The 17,043-nt window shown below is 59.9% G+C and carries 16 protein-coding genes; 8 read left to right on the top strand and 8 right to left on the bottom strand.

What is annotated here, in order from left to right:
* Positions 1–139 precede the first annotated feature (139 nt).
* Positions 140–2,191, bottom strand: a complete 2,052-nt coding sequence (locus AC1RS8_RS17765) for a putative bifunctional diguanylate cyclase/phosphodiesterase (RefSeq protein ID WP_090457513.1) — start codon at positions 2,189–2,191, stop codon at positions 140–142.
* A 1,194-nt stretch (positions 2,192–3,385) separates the two neighbouring features.
* On the opposite strand from AC1RS8_RS17765, the gene AC1RS8_RS17760 reads away from it, so the two are divergent.
* Positions 3,386–3,649 carry a DUF6124 family protein gene (locus AC1RS8_RS17760; protein ID WP_090457509.1) on the top strand — a complete coding sequence of 88 codons (264 nt, stop codon included), beginning with the start codon at positions 3,386–3,388 and terminating at the stop codon, positions 3,647–3,649.
* A gap of 194 nt (positions 3,650–3,843) precedes the next feature.
* On the opposite strand, the gene AC1RS8_RS17755 is transcribed toward AC1RS8_RS17760, so the two are convergent.
* From AC1RS8_RS17755 to AC1RS8_RS17745, 3 genes are all read right to left on the bottom strand, one after another.
* Positions 3,844–4,440, bottom strand: a complete 597-nt coding sequence (locus AC1RS8_RS17755; protein ID WP_008022038.1) for a superoxide dismutase — start codon at positions 4,438–4,440, stop codon at positions 3,844–3,846.
* A 164-nt stretch (positions 4,441–4,604) separates the two neighbouring features.
* Positions 4,605–5,207 carry a LysE/ArgO family amino acid transporter gene (locus AC1RS8_RS17750; protein ID WP_057713460.1) on the bottom strand — a complete coding sequence of 201 codons (603 nt, stop codon included), beginning with the start codon at positions 5,205–5,207 and terminating at the stop codon, positions 4,605–4,607.
* Positions 5,208–5,214: 7 nt separating this feature from the next.
* A complete protein-coding gene (locus tag AC1RS8_RS17745; protein WP_223503966.1) occupies positions 5,215–5,616 on the bottom strand; it encodes an ACT domain-containing protein in 402 nt (133 codons plus the stop codon).
* 96 nt (positions 5,617–5,712) lie between these two features.
* On the opposite strand from AC1RS8_RS17745, the gene AC1RS8_RS17740 reads away from it, so the two are divergent.
* The 4 genes from AC1RS8_RS17740 to AC1RS8_RS17725 all read left to right on the top strand — a co-directional run bounded on the left by AC1RS8_RS17740 (position 5,713) and on the right by AC1RS8_RS17725 (position 9,722).
* Complete coding sequence (locus AC1RS8_RS17740) at positions 5,713–6,606, top strand: LysR family transcriptional regulator ArgP (RefSeq protein ID WP_489339159.1); 894 nt, start codon at positions 5,713–5,715, stop codon at positions 6,604–6,606.
* A gap of 54 nt (positions 6,607–6,660) precedes the next feature.
* Positions 6,661–7,653 carry an NAD-dependent epimerase/dehydratase family protein gene (locus AC1RS8_RS17735; RefSeq protein ID WP_150813342.1) on the top strand — a complete coding sequence of 331 codons (993 nt, stop codon included), beginning with the start codon at positions 6,661–6,663 and terminating at the stop codon, positions 7,651–7,653.
* A gap of 116 nt (positions 7,654–7,769) precedes the next feature.
* Positions 7,770–8,642 (top strand): coiled-coil domain-containing protein, encoded by an 873-nt coding sequence (locus AC1RS8_RS17730; RefSeq protein ID WP_057713464.1) that lies wholly within the window; start codon positions 7,770–7,772, stop codon positions 8,640–8,642.
* A 231-nt stretch (positions 8,643–8,873) separates the two neighbouring features.
* The gene (locus AC1RS8_RS17725; protein WP_489339158.1) at positions 8,874–9,722 is read left to right on the top strand and encodes a cache domain-containing protein; all 849 of its coding nucleotides are present in this window, start codon (positions 8,874–8,876) and stop codon (positions 9,720–9,722) included.
* A 48-nt stretch (positions 9,723–9,770) separates the two neighbouring features.
* Here AC1RS8_RS17725 and AC1RS8_RS17720 read toward each other — a convergent pair whose 3' ends face one another.
* Together AC1RS8_RS17720 and pobA are read right to left on the bottom strand one after the other, a co-directional pair.
* A complete protein-coding gene (locus tag AC1RS8_RS17720; protein WP_489339157.1) occupies positions 9,771–11,288 on the bottom strand; it encodes an MDR family MFS transporter in 1,518 nt (505 codons plus the stop codon).
* Between the two features lie 78 nt (positions 11,289–11,366).
* A complete protein-coding gene (pobA, locus tag AC1RS8_RS17715) occupies positions 11,367–12,560 on the bottom strand; it encodes a 4-hydroxybenzoate 3-monooxygenase (protein ID WP_218494271.1) in 1,194 nt (397 codons plus the stop codon).
* 181 nt (positions 12,561–12,741) lie between these two features.
* Between pobA and AC1RS8_RS17710 the strand changes: the two genes are divergently transcribed.
* Entirely contained in the window at positions 12,742–13,638 is an 897-nt protein-coding gene (locus AC1RS8_RS17710) for a helix-turn-helix domain-containing protein (protein ID WP_090457497.1), read from the top strand.
* Positions 13,639–13,647: 9 nt separating this feature from the next.
* On the opposite strand, the gene AC1RS8_RS17705 is transcribed toward AC1RS8_RS17710, so the two are convergent.
* Together AC1RS8_RS17705 and AC1RS8_RS17700 are read right to left on the bottom strand one after the other, a co-directional pair.
* Positions 13,648–13,869 carry a hypothetical protein gene (locus tag AC1RS8_RS17705; RefSeq protein WP_057713469.1) on the bottom strand — a complete coding sequence of 74 codons (222 nt, stop codon included), beginning with the start codon at positions 13,867–13,869 and terminating at the stop codon, positions 13,648–13,650.
* A 157-nt stretch (positions 13,870–14,026) separates the two neighbouring features.
* The gene (locus AC1RS8_RS17700; protein ID WP_489339156.1) at positions 14,027–14,932 is read right to left on the bottom strand and encodes a LysR family transcriptional regulator; all 906 of its coding nucleotides are present in this window, start codon (positions 14,930–14,932) and stop codon (positions 14,027–14,029) included.
* 223 nt (positions 14,933–15,155) lie between these two features.
* Here AC1RS8_RS17700 and AC1RS8_RS17695 point away from each other — a divergent pair, with 223 nt between their 5' ends.
* Entirely contained in the window at positions 15,156–16,034 is an 879-nt protein-coding gene (locus AC1RS8_RS17695) for an MBL fold metallo-hydrolase (protein WP_489339155.1), read from the top strand.
* Between the two features lie 220 nt (positions 16,035–16,254).
* Positions 16,255–16,869: an NAD(P)-dependent oxidoreductase gene (locus AC1RS8_RS17690; protein ID WP_489339154.1), complete on the top strand. Its 615-nt coding sequence runs from the start codon at positions 16,255–16,257 to the stop codon at positions 16,867–16,869.
* The last annotated feature ends 174 nt before the right edge of the window (positions 16,870–17,043 follow it).

Raw genomic sequence — 17,043 nt, 5'->3', positions numbered from 1 at the left:
GGGTTGTACCTGTAAATATTTCTTATTCACAGAGCGCGGCTCGCAACCCTGTAGGAGCGAGCTTGCTCGCGATGAACCTGAGAACCACGCGCTCATCCAGAATGAACGCGTTATCGTTCACGACCATCGCGAGCAGGGGTTACAAAATAGCCGCATTGCTGCGTTGGGCCTGCTTGAGGTAAACGCCCAGTTCCCGTGCCGGCAACGGTTTGCTGTAGTGATAGCCCTGACCTTCGTGGCAGCCTTCGGAAATGATGTATGCCTCTTGCTCGGCGGTTTCCACGCCCTCGGCAATCACCTGCATGCCCAGGCTTTTGCCCAGCTGGATGATGGCGCGAACGATGGTCGCATCGTCGTCGTCATCGAGCAGGTCCTGGACGAAGCTCTTGTCGATCTTGATCTTGTCCAGAGGCAGGCTCTTGAGATAGCTCAAGGACGAATAGCCGGTTCCGAAATCGTCGATGGCGATCAGCGCGCCGGAGCGGCGCAGGCTGAGCAAGTGCTGGGCCGCGGTGCTGATGTCTTCCATCAGACCGGTTTCGGTGACTTCCAGCTCCAGGCTGCGCGGTGGCAGGCGGTACATCTGCAGCAGGTTGTTGACCACCCGGGGCAGTTCGGCGTGGTGCAATTGAACCGTGGAAAGGTTTACCGCCATGCGCAGGTCGCTGAAGCCCTGGTCATGCCACTCGCGTAGTTGTTTGCAGGCCTGGTCCAGCACCCATTCGCCGATGGCGATGATGGTGCCGTTCTGTTCGGCCAGCGGGATGAATAGGTCCGGCGGCACCATACCGTGCTCGGGGTGTTGCCAGCGAATCAGGGCTTCGACGCCCACCACGCGGTTGTCGCGGTAGCTGATCTGCGGTTGATAGACGAGGTAGAACTGATTGCGGATCAACGCATCGCGCAGGTCTTTTTCCAGCTCGCGGCGGCGACGCATTTCGGTATCGACGCTGGCGATATAGAACTGATAGCGGTTGCGCGAACGGGTCTTGGCCAGCGTCATGGTCTGCTCGGCCTTTTGCAGCAATTTCTCGGTGCTGTCACCGTCCTCGGGGAACAGGGTGATGCCGATAGTGGCGCGCAGGCGGATCTCCTGATGATCGAGGGCAAACGCCGCTTCCAGGTCATCGAGAATGCTTTGCGCCAGCTCGGCGGCTTCGTAGGGTTGCTCGATATCGGCCTGGACCAGGGCGAACTGGTCGCCGCCGAGGCGGGCGAGGGCGCCCAGGCGACCGCTATGACCGCGCAGGCGATCGGCCAGGGCCAGCAACAATTGGTCGCCGGTCTGGTAGCTGAACTGCTCGTTGATGCCCTTGAAGTCATCGAGGCCGACACACAACACCGCGACCCGGCGCTGCAATTTGCCGGCGTCGATGAGGATCTTGTCCAGTTGCTGCTGCAATTGCTGGCGGTTCGGCAGCCCCGTCAGGAAATCGTACTGGGACATGCGCACCAGGCTGTTTTCCGCTTCGTGGCGCAGATGGGTATTGCGTTCGATGGATTCGAGCAACTGGTTGGCGGTGTTGATCCAGATGCCCAGTTCGTTGTTCTCGTGGCCCTTGAGCAGCGGAATCTTGTGTTCGCTGGGACGATCCGGATTGATTTCCGTGAGGTGCTCGATGATCCGCGACAGCGGCTTGGTCAGCAGCCAGTGGTAGACCAGGTACAACACCAGTCCCATGGCGAGTGCGCGCAGGACGCCGGAAATGAAGATGATCACCGAGCTGACAATGAACCCTTGGCCGTAGGTGGCGGTATCGAGGGTGATGCTCAGGTCGCCGTAATACTCACTGTAGGGCCCGCGACCGACCAGTTGGGTGGTGAAGGTGCGTTCCTTGCCAAGAATCAGGTCGGTCAGCCAGCGGCTGTGGGAGTGCTGCAATTCGCGGGTTTTTTGCGCGAGCATGGCTTCGTTGGGATGGCCGATGGAGGCCTTGCGCACGGCGGCGTCCTGAAACAGGCCTTCGATCACCTGCATGCCCATTTCCCGGTCCAGGCTGTAGACGGCCTGGGTCGAGGGGTCGCGAAACATGTCGAGGATGCGTTCCGCATCGCTGGCGACGGCCTGACGTGTTTTATAGGCATCGAACACAATCTGCGCGCAGCTCAAGACCACGCCGACGATCAATGCCGACAGGAGTACGACCCGGAGCAACTTCACCGACAAGCTGTTCTTGAGTTCCAGCTTCAAAGGGTTATTCCTTGTTCCGTGCGGGTAGCATCAAGTTGCCATGAGTATTGGCAATCCCGTGATGGCAGTCAAAGGGACAATCATCCTTGGGGGATTTTGCCTGCTGCTTGGCCGATTTGCAGTTGACCTGGCGAGTTAGCCTATTAGTACTGTGTCGGTTGTCGAGTCCTTCAACTTGAGGGGCGGGATGGAGATATTTTCCTTTTGTTTGATGTTAGTCGGCGTGGGCGGGGGAGCAAGGGGCTGGAGGCTGGTTTCATCTTGGGAGATTGGCTTCGTTCGGGTTTTTTGGGTGGGGGGGCATATCCATTGCTGTGGTAACGGCGGCTGGCGGTTTCGCCCTTACGGCGAGTTCCTTTTGTCAAACGACACAAAAGGAACCAAAAGGTCTCGCCCCTTACGTACGGCCCCTCGCTTAGGCTCGGGGTTCCTTCGCTCCGGCATTCATCCGGGGGCATCGCCCTCCGGTTGGCTTCGCTGGCACCTACATGCGATGTGTTCGACTGCGTCGAACGGCGCTGCGCGCCAATCCCCGGATGAACGCCTCCACTCAGCCTGCCGAGGGGGCGGGTGGATCAAGATCAAAAGCTGCAGGCGAGCTAACGCTCGGCCTGTTGAGTGGTGAGAAGCGTGGGTGTATGCCGATCTGCCTTTGCTCTGCTCTTCTGTAGGAGCGAGCTTGCTCGCGATGGACGTTAACGATAACGCGGGCTGACTGAATGCCCGCGTTGTCCTGGCGTTTTTCGCGAGCAAGCTCGCTCCTACAGGGATCGTCAGTGGCCACAAGTCCCGACTGAAAGCCGGGGACCCAATGTGAGTGAGTCATATCCATGTGTGGCCAGGGATGCTTCGCGTTACGTTTTGGGCGTTAGCGCGGTGTAGGAAAGCGCCAGAAGTTTCCCACGCAGTTTTCAGGTTGTCCGTCGGAAGCGGGCTGAATAACCTTTGGTGATCGCTGAAATGCTTCAGCGATCGGGCGTGAGAACCCGCAAGAGAGTGTTAATCCAGCGCCAGTACCACCATAATTGCCGCCAGCTTATCCGCTGCCAGCAATGTTTTATGGCGGCTGTGTGCGGGCAGACCTCGGTCTGGCCGGATTGCTCTCTTGCCGGTTTCTCACTCCGCACATAGCTGCCACCTCTTCGTTCGCGTGAGAAACGGCGAGAGATGGCTCCAATCGATAAGGAGCATATTTTGGATAAGTTAATCCCAGATCCCCCCTGCAACACCACCAAACCCTACAGCCCTCGCACCATGTTCATGATCGTCCCCGACATGGACACTGAAAGCCTGCTTGCCCACGCTTGTGAATCACTGGCTTCAGCCAATGTCATGGCGAGTGATTTCGCTACCTGCCTGGCTGGCCCCCAGCGCAACACGGCGCTGGCCATTTCGCAGATTGTCATGTTGGCGGAGCTGGCGGTGAATCGCGCGTTGGATAACCTCGATCCGCAGTAGTTGGCAGGCTGACCGCGTTATCGTTCTTCGCGAGCAAGCCCGCTCCCACTGGCTCGGTGGTGACCTGTGGGAGCGGCGGTGCGGCGATCCGACTTGCTCGCGAAGGCGGCGGGACAATCACCACCGTCCCTTTGCTCATATTCCTTCCATAAAAAAACCCGGCACAAAGCCGGGTTTTTTGTCTGGCATCGAGCTTAAGCGGTGAAGGTTTTGCCTTCGAACTGCTCAGCCACGAATTTCCAGTTGACCAGGTTCCAGAACGCTTCGACGTACTTCGGACGCAGGTTGCGGTAGTCGATGTAGTAAGCGTGTTCCCAAACGTCGCAGGTCAGCAGCGGGGTGTCGCCGTTGGTCAGCGGGTTGCCGGCGCCGATGGTGCTGGCCAGGGCCAGGGAACCGTCAGCCTTCTTCACCAGCCAGCCCCAACCGGAACCGAAGGTGCCGATGGAAGTCTTGCTGAACTCTTCCTTGAACTTGTCGAACGAACCGAAGGCCGCGTTGATGGCTTCAGCCAGTGCGCCGGTTGGTTGACCGCCAGCGTTTGGCGCCAGGCAGTTCCAGTAGAAAGTGTGGTTCCAGACCTGAGCGGCGTTGTTGAAGATACCGCCCGAGGAAGTCTTGACGATTTCTTCCAGGGTCTTGCCTTCGAACTCGGTGCCTGGCACCAGGTTGTTCAGGTTCACGACGTAGGTGTTGTGGTGCTTGTCGTGGTGGAACTCCAGGGTTTCCTTGGAGATGTGCGGCTGCAGGGCATCGTGTGCGTACGGCAGTGGCGGCAATTCGAAAGCCATGATGATTCTCCTAATCAGGTCAGTTGCGGTGAGCGCAAGGCCGATCACGGGCGGCCAGACAAGCGCCGGGGAGTTTGTACTCTTTGCGGCGCAGGGAGTCGGATCATAGCACCGGGGGGGCGGCATAACCACGCAACAACTGTGTGGAATAGAGGTTCCGCCAATCAGATGGCCGCGATCAGCTGCAGCGCTACGGCAAACATCATCACCGCCACCAACAGATCGAGAATTCGCCAGGTGCCGGGCCGGGCGAGCCACGGCGCCAGCCATGCCGCACCGAGGGCCAGGGTGAAGAACCACAGCAGCGAGGCACTGGCCGCGCCGACGACATAAGCGCCGGGCTCGGTTTGTTGTGCGCCCAGGGAGCCGATCAGCAAAACGGTGTCCAGATAGACGTGCGGGTTGAGCAAGGTCACCGCCAGCGCGCTGAGCATCACCGCCCGCAGCGAACGTACGGTCTGGCCTTCGCCCTGCTCAAGGCTCTGCTTCGAGAAGGCCCGGCGCAGCGCCTGGCTGCCGTACCACAACAGGAACGCTGCGCCGCCCCAGCGTGCGATGGCCAACAGCGTCGGGTTCTGTGCCAGCACCGTCGCCAGGCCGAATACCCCGGCGGCTACCAACAGGGCATCGCAGGTCACGCAGAGTGCCGCCACCGGCAGGTGATGTTCACGCCGCAGGCTTTGCGCCAGGACAAACGCATTCTGGGTGCCGATCGCCATGATCAGGCCGAAGGCCACGAGCAGCCCGTTCACATAACTTTGCCACATGATTTTTTTACTCCGCGTTGGCTGCCAGATCCCGCAGCACTTGCAGGGCTCGGTCGGCGTCGGCCTGGCCGACGAACAAATGGTCGTGGTAGTAGCCTGCAATCACGTTGCAGCTGATTCCGGCCTTGCCCAATGCCGTGGCGAACGCGGCGGTCAGGCCGACGGCTTCGAGGGCCGAATGTACGTTCAAGGTGATCCAGGCGGCGATGTAGTCGAAGCTGAATCCGGCTTTTTCGGCGTGGGAACGTTCGAGAATCACGGTCAGGCCTTCCTGCTCGCGGAAGCTGCCGACAATCTCCAGATCCGCAGGCAACTTGCCGTCGCGCAGGGTGCAGAACACGTATTCGCCAGCGTTGAGTTGCGGGCTCATGCTGCGCAGCAGCGTTGCCAATGAAGTTTCGCCAGCCATGTGGGTGATCCTTGTTCAAGAGTTCTTGCTGGTCATTGTCCTTGTGAAGGCTGTATAAGAAAAACCAATCTTGCTGATCGCTCATTAGGAAAACTGATGTTCGACTATAAATTGCTTTCTGCCTTGGCCGCCGTGGTCGAACAGGCCGGTTTTGAACGGGCGGCTCAGGTACTGGGCTTGTCGCAATCGGCGATTTCCCAGCGCATCAAGCTGCTGGAGGCGCGGGTTGGCCAACCGGTGCTGGTGCGGGCCACGCCGCCAACGCCGACGGAAATCGGTCGACGGCTGCTCAACCACGTGCAGCAGGTGCGATTGCTTGAACGGGATTTGCAAAGCCTGGTGCCGGCGCTGGATGAAGAGGGCCTGCCGGAACGCCTGCGCATCGCCCTGAACGCCGACAGCCTGGCCACTTGGTGGGCGCAGGCCGTGGGGGCGTTTTGCGCCGAACAGCATCTGCTGATGGATCTGGTGGTCGAAGACCAGACCGTCGGTCTCAAGCGCATGCGCGCCGGTGAAGTGGCGGCTTGTGTCTGCGCCAGCGAGCGGCCGGTGTCGGGTGCGCGCAGCGTGTTGCTGGGGGCCATGCGTTACCGTGCGCTGGCCAGCCCCGCCTTTATTGCCCGGCATTTTCCGCAGGGCGTACGCGCCGATCAGTTGGCCCGGACCCCGGCGCTGGTATTTGGCCCGGACGATTTCCTGCAGCATCGCTACCTTGCGTCCCTCGGCGTCGAGGGTGGATTCGAACACCATTTGTGCCCGTCCTCCGAAGGTTTTATCCGCTTGGCGGAAGCCGGTCTGGGCTGGGGGCTGGTTCCGGAACTGCAGGTGCGCGAGCAGCTGCAAAGGGGTGTATTGCAGGAGCTGCTGCCAGATAAGCCGATCGATGTGCCGCTGTACTGGCATCATTGGCGTAATGGCGGCCAGTTGCTGGGGCTGCTCACCGATCAATTGGTCAGCGCATCTAAGCAATGGCTGGTGCCCTTGGACTGACGCGCAGCGTCAAGACCTCACGTAATACGCAAAACGAAATATTCGGAGCAATTCATGAAGATTCTGGTTACCGGCGCAAGCGGCTTCATCGGCGGGCGCTTTGCGCGTTTTGCCCTGGAGCAGGGCCTGGACGTGCGGGTCAACGGTCGCCGGGCCGAGAGCGTGGAGCATCTGGTACGCCGGGGAGCCGAGTTCATCCAGGGTGACTTGAGCGACCCGGAACTGGCGCGCGAGCTGTGCTCGGACGTCGAGGCCGTGGTGCATTGCGCCGGTGCTGTTGGATTATGGGGACGTTATCAGGACTTCCATCAGGGCAACGTCCAGGTCACCGAGAACGTGGTCGAAGCCTGCTTGAAGCAACGGGTTCGGCGGCTAGTGCATTTGTCGTCGCCGTCGATCTACTTCGATGGTCGCGATCACCTGGGTCTGACCGAAGAACAGGTGCCCAAGCGCTTCAAACACCCTTACGCCGCCACCAAGTACCTGGCCGAGCAAAAAGTCTTCGGTGCCCAGGAGTTCGGTCTCGAAACCCTGGCCCTGCGCCCGCGTTTCGTCACCGGGGCCGGCGACATGAGCATCTTCCCGCGCCTGTTGAACATGCAGCGCAAGGGGCGCCTGGCGATCATCGGCAACGGTCTGAACAAAGTTGATTTCACCAGCGTGCAAAACCTCAACGAGGCGTTGCTCAGCAGTTTGCTGGCCAGCGGTTCTGCGCTGGGCAAGGCTTACAACATCAGCAACGGCACGCCGATTCCCCTGTGGGACGTGGTCAATTACGTCATGCGCAACATGGAAGTCCCACAGGTCACCCGCTACCGTTCCTACGGCCTGGCCTACAGCGTGGCGGCGCTCAACGAGGGCGTGTGCAAGTTGTGGCCGGGGCGTCCAGAACCGACGCTGTCGCGTCTGGGCATGCAGGTGATGAACAAAAATTTCACCCTGGACATCAGCCGCGCGCGGCATTATCTGGATTACGATCCCAAGGTCAGCCTCTGGACGGCGCTCGATGAATTCTGTGGCTGGTGGAAGGCCCAGGCTGTTCGCTGACGCTCGAACAACGACCCCCGACTGAACCGGATTCGGGCTTGGGGGTCAATGGTTGCGGCTGTGGGGTTTATACTGCGCGGCATAAAGCCATTATGTGATTCACTAAGGTTGATTCAATGTCCATGCGAAACGATGCCAACGACGACTTCGATGATGTACCGAGCCTGCGTGCAGACGTTCTCGATGACGACTTTGCGCCCACCGCCCGTACGGTCGTGCATTCGCGCACGACGCCGGTGGTGAAGGTCAAGGCGGCGAGTACCGGTGCCTTGTGGGCGTTGGTCGGGGCGTTGTTCTTTGCGTTCGCGGGCCTGGCCTGGTGGAGCTTTCAGCAGATCTCCCTGATGGAACAGCAATTGGTGGCGACCCAGGAAAGCTTCGCGCGAATCAGTGAGGAAGCGGCAGGGCGCCTGCAGGATATTTCCGGAAAGGTTGTTGCCAGCCAGACCAGTGTCAACACCGACAGCGAGGCCTTGAAGCTGCAAATCCGCCAGCTGGAAAGCAAGCTCCAGGACCAGAACGCCCAGCAGCAAGGTGTTGCCGGCCAGGCCTCGGACCTGGACAAGCGACTGGCACAAATGACCGCGCAAACCACCGAACTGGACAAACGCCTGGCGCAAATGAATGCCCAGAACACCGAACATCAGACGGCCAATACCCAGTTGCAGACCCAGGTCAAAGCATTGAGTGCTGAATTGGCCACCCTGAAAAGTGCCCCGTCGGACGCTGAAAAACTCGATGCACAACTGAAGAGCCTGGGCGCCGATATCACAGCGCTGAAGAAACAAGGCAACCCAAGCGCTGCTATCGAGCGTCTCGAGCAAGACATGATCGTGCTCAAGAGCGAGCAGGACAACCGTCCAGCGGTCACGCAGGGCTCGACCAATACCGCCGAGTTCGATGCGTTCCGCAGCCAGGTCACCCGCAACATCAATACCCTTCAGGCGCAGATCCAGAACCTTCAGCAGCAACTGCGCGCCCGGCAGTAATCCGAACACTTGTGGCGAGGGGGCTTGCCCCCGTTGGGTGGCGAAGCCGCCCCAAATCCATTCGCCGCGGTTCACCAGATCAACCGCGGTGCCTGATTTACGACTGCTGCGCAGCCGAACGGGGGCAAGCCCCCTCGCCACAAAAGCCTATGACCCTGTTCTGGCGAATATTCGTACATATCCCATTGCCGTCTACGCTCTTGAAACACCATCAGGAACGAGGGATGCGCAATGGGGTTTCTGCATAGGTTTACCTTGCTGTGCGGCATGTTTTTGTTGTGTCTGGGCCAGGCGCAAGCCGCCGGGACGGAAAAGGACGACAGCAAGGCGGCCATTGCCCTACTGGAAAAAGCCCTGGCCTACTACCACCAGAATGGCGACAAGGCGCTGGCGGCATTCAGCCGCCAGGGTGAGTTTGTCGACAAGGACCGTTATGTCTTTGTGCTCGACACCAAGGGCGTGATGCTCGCCAGTGGCGGGCCGTCGTCGGCGCTGATTGGCCGGGACGTGTCGCAAGTGCTCGGGCCGGATCTGCAGAAAGCTTTCAAGGACGCCCTGAAAGTGCCGGAAGGCAATGGCATTCAGCAGGCGGAATATCGCTGGCAGAACTGGAATGACGGCAAGGTCGAGCGCAAGCATGTCTACTACCAGCGCGTTGGGCAGCGGATTCTGGCGGTCGGTTATTACCTGCCACGGGCCTCCGCCGAACAGGCCATGACCTTGCTGAACAAAGCGGCAACCGATCTGGCCAAGGACGAAAAGGGCACCCTGACGGCGATCAATTCCCTCAAGGGCGGCTACCTGCAGGATGACCTGTATGTGTTTGTTGTCGACCTGGATACTCAGCGTTACGTGGCCCACGGCACCAACCTGCGGCTGATCAATACCGACTTCAGCAAGATCGTGGACCCGGAAGGCAAACCGGTGGGCGAGCCGATTCTGGCGTTGATGGCCCAGCAGGATTACGGCGAATACGAATACCGCTGGAAAAACCCGGTGACGGGCAAAGTCGAGAACAAGCATGCCTACCTGAAGAAGGTCGGACATTTTCTGGTGGCGGTCGGGTATTACAGCCCTTGAATGGTAGTGACTGTCAGACCGCTATCGCGAACAGGCGACCCGGTCTATCTACCGAACCTTGTCCTCGCGCCCGCGCAACAACATGTTCGGCATGGCAATCGCCGCCGCCAGCCCAAGCAATGAAACGGCCGCGCTGACCGTCAGCAAATGCCGGAACGTCAGTAACAATTCGGCACGCAGGGTGTTCTGCGCATCACCCGGCGCGGCATTCAAACCGTCCAGCAACACATTCCCCGAGCTGCCTTCGGCAATCAGAGACGAACCGGCCAGGTGCGCGAAACTCGAATCCTGCAACAACGCCAACAGCAGCGCCGACATCAACGCCACACCCACGGCACCACCCAGCGAACGGAACAGGTTGGTGGTGCTGGTGGCTACACCGATGTCCCGCTGGTCCACCGAGTTCTGCGTGCCGACCAATGACGTCGGGAACTGCATGCCCGAGGATATCCCGCAGAGCAGCATGAACAGACTGCTCACGACGAACGCCTGCGGCGGGCTGAACGCCATGCCGATAATCGAGACAGGCATCAGCGCCGCACCGGTAAGGATCATCGGTTTGTAGCGTCCGGTGACCGAGGTGCGGCGGCCTGCGAAATACGCGCCAATCGGCAAACCCATGGCCAGGGGCAGCAGGTGCAGGGCGGCGCTGTCGGCACCGGCGCCGGTGACGCTCTGAAAGCGCAGCGGCATCAACACAATCAGCGAGATGGCCTGGAAACTGGTGAAGAAAATCGTGCACCAGCACAGGATCGCGTTGCGGTTGGCGAACAGATGCATGGGCAACAACGGTTCTCGCGCCCGCCGCTCGCGGACGACGAACAGCCCCAGCACCAGTACCGCACAAGCGAGCAGCGCCAACACCTCGGCACTGCGCCACGAATGGCCCTGGCCGACCTGGGTGATGCCCAGCAACAATGCTGTCAGCCCGATGATCATCAACACGGTGCCCAGGTAGTCGATGATCGGTTTGCGTTGCGGAATCGGCAGGCCCACCAGCGTGCGATAGGCGACCAGCCAGGCGCCCAGGCCCAGTGGCAGGTTGATCAGGAACACCCAGCGCCAGGACAGGTATTCGGTCATGTAACCGCCGAGCACCGGGCCGGCCACGCTGGCCACTGCATACATGCTGCTGAAATAGCCCTGATACCGGCCGCGCTCCCGAGGCGGCACGATGTCACCGATGATCGCCTGGCTCACCGAAATCATCCCGCCGGCCCCGATGCCCTGGAAGATTCGCGCCAGTACCAGTTGTTCCATGCTCTGTGCCATGCCGCAGAACACCGACGCCAGGGTGAACAGGCCCATGCCGAACAGCATCAGCTTGCGCCGCCCGTACAGGTCACCCAGTTTGCCGTAGATCGGCACCGCCACGGTCATGGCCACCATGTAGCCGGAAATAACCCAGGCCAGCAGGCTGACGTCCTTGAATTGCGCGGAAATGGCCGGCATCGAAACGGCGACGATGGTCTGGTCCAACGCACCGAGAAAGATCGCCAGCATCAGGGCGATCAGCACGCTGCGAATGGCCGGTTTGGGCGTTTCAGGCTGGTGGAGATTGGTCACGGGAAAACCTGCGGGCAGTGATTGACCCGCAAGAGGCAAGGCGAGCGGGGATGCTCGCCAGTGTAAGTCGATAGGAGGCTATTCGATAGCCTCATAAGGAAGCCCGACGTAGTTTTCTGCAATGGTTTTGCGACCCGCCTGCGAATCGACAAAATAGTCCAGTTCCGACTCGGCAATGCGCTGGCTAAAGGCATCGTGATCATCAAAGCGGTGCAGCATCGAGGTCATCCACCAGGAAAAACGCTCGGCTTTCCACACCCGGCGCAGGCAGATTTCCGAGTATTTCTCCAGCAGATCAAGGCGATCGTTGCGGTAAACCTTGACCAGGATGTTGAACAGCGTGCTGACGTCACTGGCCGCCAGGTTCAGGCCCTTGGCCCCGGTGGGCGGGACAATGTGCGCGGCATCACCGACGAGGAACATCCGCCCGTACTGCATGGGTTCGACGACGAAGCTGCGCAGCGGCGCGATGCTTTTCTCGATGGACGGGCCGGTCACCAGTTTTTGCGCAAGATCGACCGGCAGGCGGTTTTTGAGCTCGTCCCAGAAGCGTTGATCGGACCAATCCTCGACATTTTCCTCTGCGGGCACTTGCAGGTAATAACGGGTGCGCGTCGGCGAGCGCATGCTGCACAGGGCGAAACCGCGCTCATGGCGGGCATAGACCAGCTCATCGTGGACCGGTGGGGTATCGGCCAGAATCCCCAGCCAGCCGAAGGGATAGATCCGTTCGAAGATTTTCAGGCTGTCGGCGGGAATCGATTGTCGCGCCACACCGTGGAAGCCGTCGCAACCGGCGATGTAGTCGCAGTCAAGTCGATATGGCTCGCCGTCCTTCTCAAAAGTGACAAACGCTTCATCGGTTTTCATGCCGTGGGGAACGACGTTACTGGCCTGGTAAATCGTCTGCGCGCCCACCTCCCGACGAGCGGCCATCAGGTCACGGGTGACCTCGGTCTGGCCGTAGATCATCACCGTCTTGCCGCCGGTCAACGCTTGCAGATCGATGTGTACCTGGCGCCCGTCGAGGGCCAGTTCGAAGCCACCATGGACCAGTCCCTCGGCGTCCATGCGCTGACTCACGCCGGCCTGACGCAACAGCTCTACCATGCCTTGTTCAAGCACGCCGGCGCGGATTCGACCGAGTACATAATCGGGGGTTTGACGTTCGAGAACGATGTTGTCGATGCCGGCGTTGTGCAGCAATTGGCCGAGCAGCAAGCCTGAGGGGCCAGCACCGATAATGGCAACTTGGGTTTTCAGCGTTTTCATTGTTCTTATGACTCGCAAGCTCCACACGACCTGGGCCGGTGAATGATTTTTATGGATCGAGTGCTTGCATTTTTCCCTTGCGAGTCTGTCAATTGAAGGTGAAAACTGAGCCGATAGCTGTACATTCTGCCAATCGGTGCGATTATCGCCCCAGATCAACCCCGAGGCCTGGATTGAAGTGATGAACAAGCCTGACCTGCCTTCGATTCCGGTGTTCAAGCTCTACGGTGAAAGCCTGGATTGGCCGACCCCGGACTTGCTGCACTGTGAAACCATTTCCAAACGCAGTCGCGAACATCATTGGGAAATCAAACCTCACCGCCACGCTGACTTGTGCCAGTTGCTCTTCGTATTCAAAGGTCAGGCCGAGCTTGAAATCGAAGGCAAGCGAACGCAACTGGTGGAGCCGGCAATCCAGATCCTGCCACCGCTGTCGGTGCACGGCTTTCGTTTTTCCGAGGACGTGGAAGGGTTTGTCGTAACCCTGGCCGCGCCGCTGATCGCCCACCTGCAGATGCAGTTGGGGCAATCGGTCAATGCCCTGGCCCAGTCCGAAAGCTACCCGGCAGGCAAGGACGCCGAGTACCTCAACAGCCTGTTCAGCGCCTTGCAGAACGAATACACCAGCCATCAACCGGCGCGGGAAATGCTCATGCATTCGCTGGTCAGCGTGATCGTGGTGTGGGTCAGTCGCCAGGTGATCCAGCGTCGCACCGCCATGGCGCGACCGCAGCGGGCCCGGGAATACCTCAACGGCTTTATTCAACTGGTGGAAGAGACGTATCGCCAGCACGTCAAGGTCGAGGATCTGGCACACCGGCTGGGGATTTCCGTGTCCCACCTCAACGGCACCTGTCGTGAGCTGGCGGGGCAACCGGCGTTGCAGATCATGCATGAGCGGCAATTGCTGGAGGCCAAGCGTTTGCTGACCTACACCAGCATGACCATTTATGAAATGTCCGACGTGTTGGGGTTTTCCGATCCGACCAACTTCACACGCCTGTTCCGACGTCGAGTGGGGATTTCGCCAAAGGCGTTCCGCGACCGCTTGAAGGCCGATCAGGACAACGAAGCCTGACCCCCTTCGTTACCGGAGGGCGTTGAGGGTGGCGTTGTGGGGGATGCAGCGCTCGAAGTTGCAGCTAGCGGCTTCACGGGGCAGGTTGCGCAGTTGCTCGACGCGCCAGGCCGCAGCGCCATAAAGCCCGAGCGTGACCGCACAGGTGATGAAAATCGCGAGGTATCTTCTTGTTCTGATGTTCATGGCGTTGACCTCTGAACGAATACCTTTCGGTACTACTTTGAGCATAGGTCAGCGCCGGTGAGTTACCAGCAATAGCGCGGTATTCAGAACACTGATCACCCCTGTGGGAGCGAGCTTGCTCGCGATAGCGGTGGATCAGTCGACATCATGGGTGAATGTTCGGTAGCCATCGCGAGCAAGCTCGCTCCCACAGGGCTTCCATTTACAACCCGATATCCCATTCCGGTTCTTGCGGAAACCTCACCACCAGAAAATCCAGCAAGCTGCGCAACGCCGCCGGCATGTGCTTGCGCGAGGCATACACGGCATACACGTTCATTTGCCGGGGGTCGGCCGTCGGCAGCAGGCGAATCAACTCGCCGCTGTGGATGTGCACGCCGGCCTGGTAGGTGGGTAGCATCGCCACCCCGGCGCCGGCAATCGTTGCGCGCAGCAGCGTGCTGGCCTCGTTGGCGCTGATGTTGCCCTGCACCGGTACGGAAACCTGCTCGCCATCCTGTTCGAAATGCCACAGGCTTTTGCCGAAGTAGGAGTGGGTCAGGCAATTGTGCAGGCTCAGGTCCTCGACCCGTTGCGGCGCCGGGTGCTCGCGCAAGTAAGCGGGGGACGCGCAGATCACCGAGCGGCAAACCGTCAGGCGGCGGGCGATCAGGTTCGGGTCCAGGTCGTTGCTGGTACGGATCGCCAGGTCGATGCGCTCATCCACCAGGTTCACGGTGCGGTCGAGCATCTGCATGTCGATGCTGACGCCGGGGTAGCGTCGGACATAGGCGGCCATGGCGTCGGCCAATTGCGCCTGGCCGAAGGAGGTGCTGACGCTGATTCGCAGCAGGCCGCGGGGTGCGTCATCCGGTTCGCTGACGGCGGCTTGCATGTCGGTGGATAAATCGAGCATCTGCCGGCAGCGGGGCAGGATCTCGGTGCCAGCGGCGGTGAGGCTCAACTTGCGTGTGGTGCGATGCATCAGGCGCGCGCCGACCCAGTCTTCCAGCTCCGCCAGATACCGCGACACCACCGGCCGTGACAGCTCCAGATGATCGGCGGCGGCCGACTGGCTGCCGAGGTCGACCACCGTGACGAACACACGCATTGCTTGAAGACGATCCATGATTTGCCCGCTTTCAGAAACAAACTATGTTCAAGCATCGCATTTTTTGTACCGAGTCAGGCAACTAAGCTCTGTTCCAGTGTAGGAGCGAGCTTGCTCGCGATGGCCATTAACGATAACGCGGGATACCGGTTATACGCGGCGCCTTCAAGTCCATCGCGAGCAAGCTCGCTCCTACAAAAAGGTATCCGCCAATCACGGCATTCGGACAACGGAGCAACAGATGATCGGACTCACCCTTCTCAAGCGAGTATTCCTGGCAAGCGCCGCCCTCGGTTTCGCTGCCCATGCAGCCGCCTCGACCCTGACGCTGGATGTCTACAACCCCGGCGAAAAAGCCATCTTCCCGGTGACCTCGGTGCTGGTCAGTGGCGAGAAAGAAGCGATCCTGGTGGATGCGCAATTCGGTAAATCCCAGGCCGAACAGGTAGTGGAAAAAATCCGCGCCAGCGGCAAGCAGTTGACCACCATCTACATCAGCCACGGTGACCCGGACTACTACTTCGGCCTCGATACCCTGACGGCCGCATTCCCCAAGGCCAAGGTCCTCGCCTCGCAGCCGACCGTCGACCACATCAAGCACACCGTCGACGGCAAACTGGCATTCTGGGGCCCGAAAATGGGGGCCGATGTGCCGGCTAAAACCATCGTGCCGGACGTGCTCAAGGGTGACAGCCTGATCCTCGAAGGGCAGAAGTTGCAGGTGGTGGGTCTTGAGGGCCCGCAGCCGGATCGCAGCTTTGTGTGGATTCCATCGATCAAGGCCGTGGTTGGTGGTGTCGTGGTGGCGCAAAACATCCACGTGTGGATGGCTGACACGCAAACTCCGCAGTCCCATGCCGATTGGCTGACTACGCTGCATGCCATTGAAACCCTGAAACCGCAGACCGTGGTGCCGGGTCATTACCTTGGCGAGAGCGATCGCTCACTGACGGCCGTGCAGTTCACCGCCGCCTACATCAAGGCCTTCGACGAAGAAACCGCCAAGGCCAAGGATGCTGCCGCGCTGATCGCCGCGATGAAAAAACGCTTCCCGACCCTGGGCGATGAAAGCTCCCTGGAGCTGAGTGCCAAGGTCGCCAAGGGCGAGATGAAGTGGTAACCGGAAGTACATGAAGCTGAAGCAAGTTTTGAGATGAAATTGATTACCTGTGGCGAGGGGGCTTGCCCCCGTTGGAGTGCGAAGCGCTCCCCTGCAATCCATCAGTCACACCCTAAGCACAGGTTTTACGACTGCTACGCAGCCGAGCGGGGGCAAGCCCCCTCGCCACAAAGGTCAGCGCAATTTGATACCGATACTTTCAAGCCAACTGGAGAACGTCATGAGCAAAATCGCAATCATCGGTGCCACCGGTCGTGCCGGTAGCCAAGTGCTGGAAGAAGCCCGGCGGTGCGGCCACAGCGTTACTGCCATTGCCCGCGACACATCGAAAATAGACGTGCGTGAAGGTGTGGTCAGCAAGGAAGTCGATGCCCTTGATGCCGCTGCGTTGCAAGCTGCGATTGCGGGCCATGACGTAGTCATCAGCGCCGCACATTTCGCGACCCTGCCTGCCAGTGCAGTCGTTGGCCCGGTGAAAAAAACCGGGGTTAAACGTTTGCTGGTAGTGGGCGGGGCGGGTTCGCTGCTATTGCCCGATGGCGCTCGAGTGATCGATAGCGAAGGTTTCCCTGAGGCTTACAAGGCAGAGGCCAGCGCCGGTGCCGAATTCCTCGCAAACTTGCGTCAAGAGCGGGATCTGGACTGGACCTTTCTGTCGCCATCGGCCGAATTTGTCGAGGGCGAGCGCACCGGGAAATTCCGCATCGGCAAGGACGATTTGCTGGTGAGCAGCGCAGGGCGCAGCTGGATCACGTTCGCCGATTATGCGATCGCGATGCTTGATGAAGTGGAAGCCCCGAAGCATTCGCGGCAGCGGTTTACCGTCGGTTATTGAGTCCACTGACTTCCTGTAGGAGCGAGCTCGCTCGCGATGATCGCCAACGATAACGCTGGGAACCTGATACCCCGCGGCGTTCTCAGGTTCATCGCGGGCAAGCTGAACTGGCCTAATAATTCCGGACACCTCTTAAGGGCGATATGATTTCGCCAACTTGGAGGTTCCATGAAC

The sequence above is a fragment of the Pseudomonas sp. GW821-FHT12A04 genome (assembly GCF_058807755.1).
This window is presented reverse-complemented; position numbering and strand designations above follow the sequence as displayed.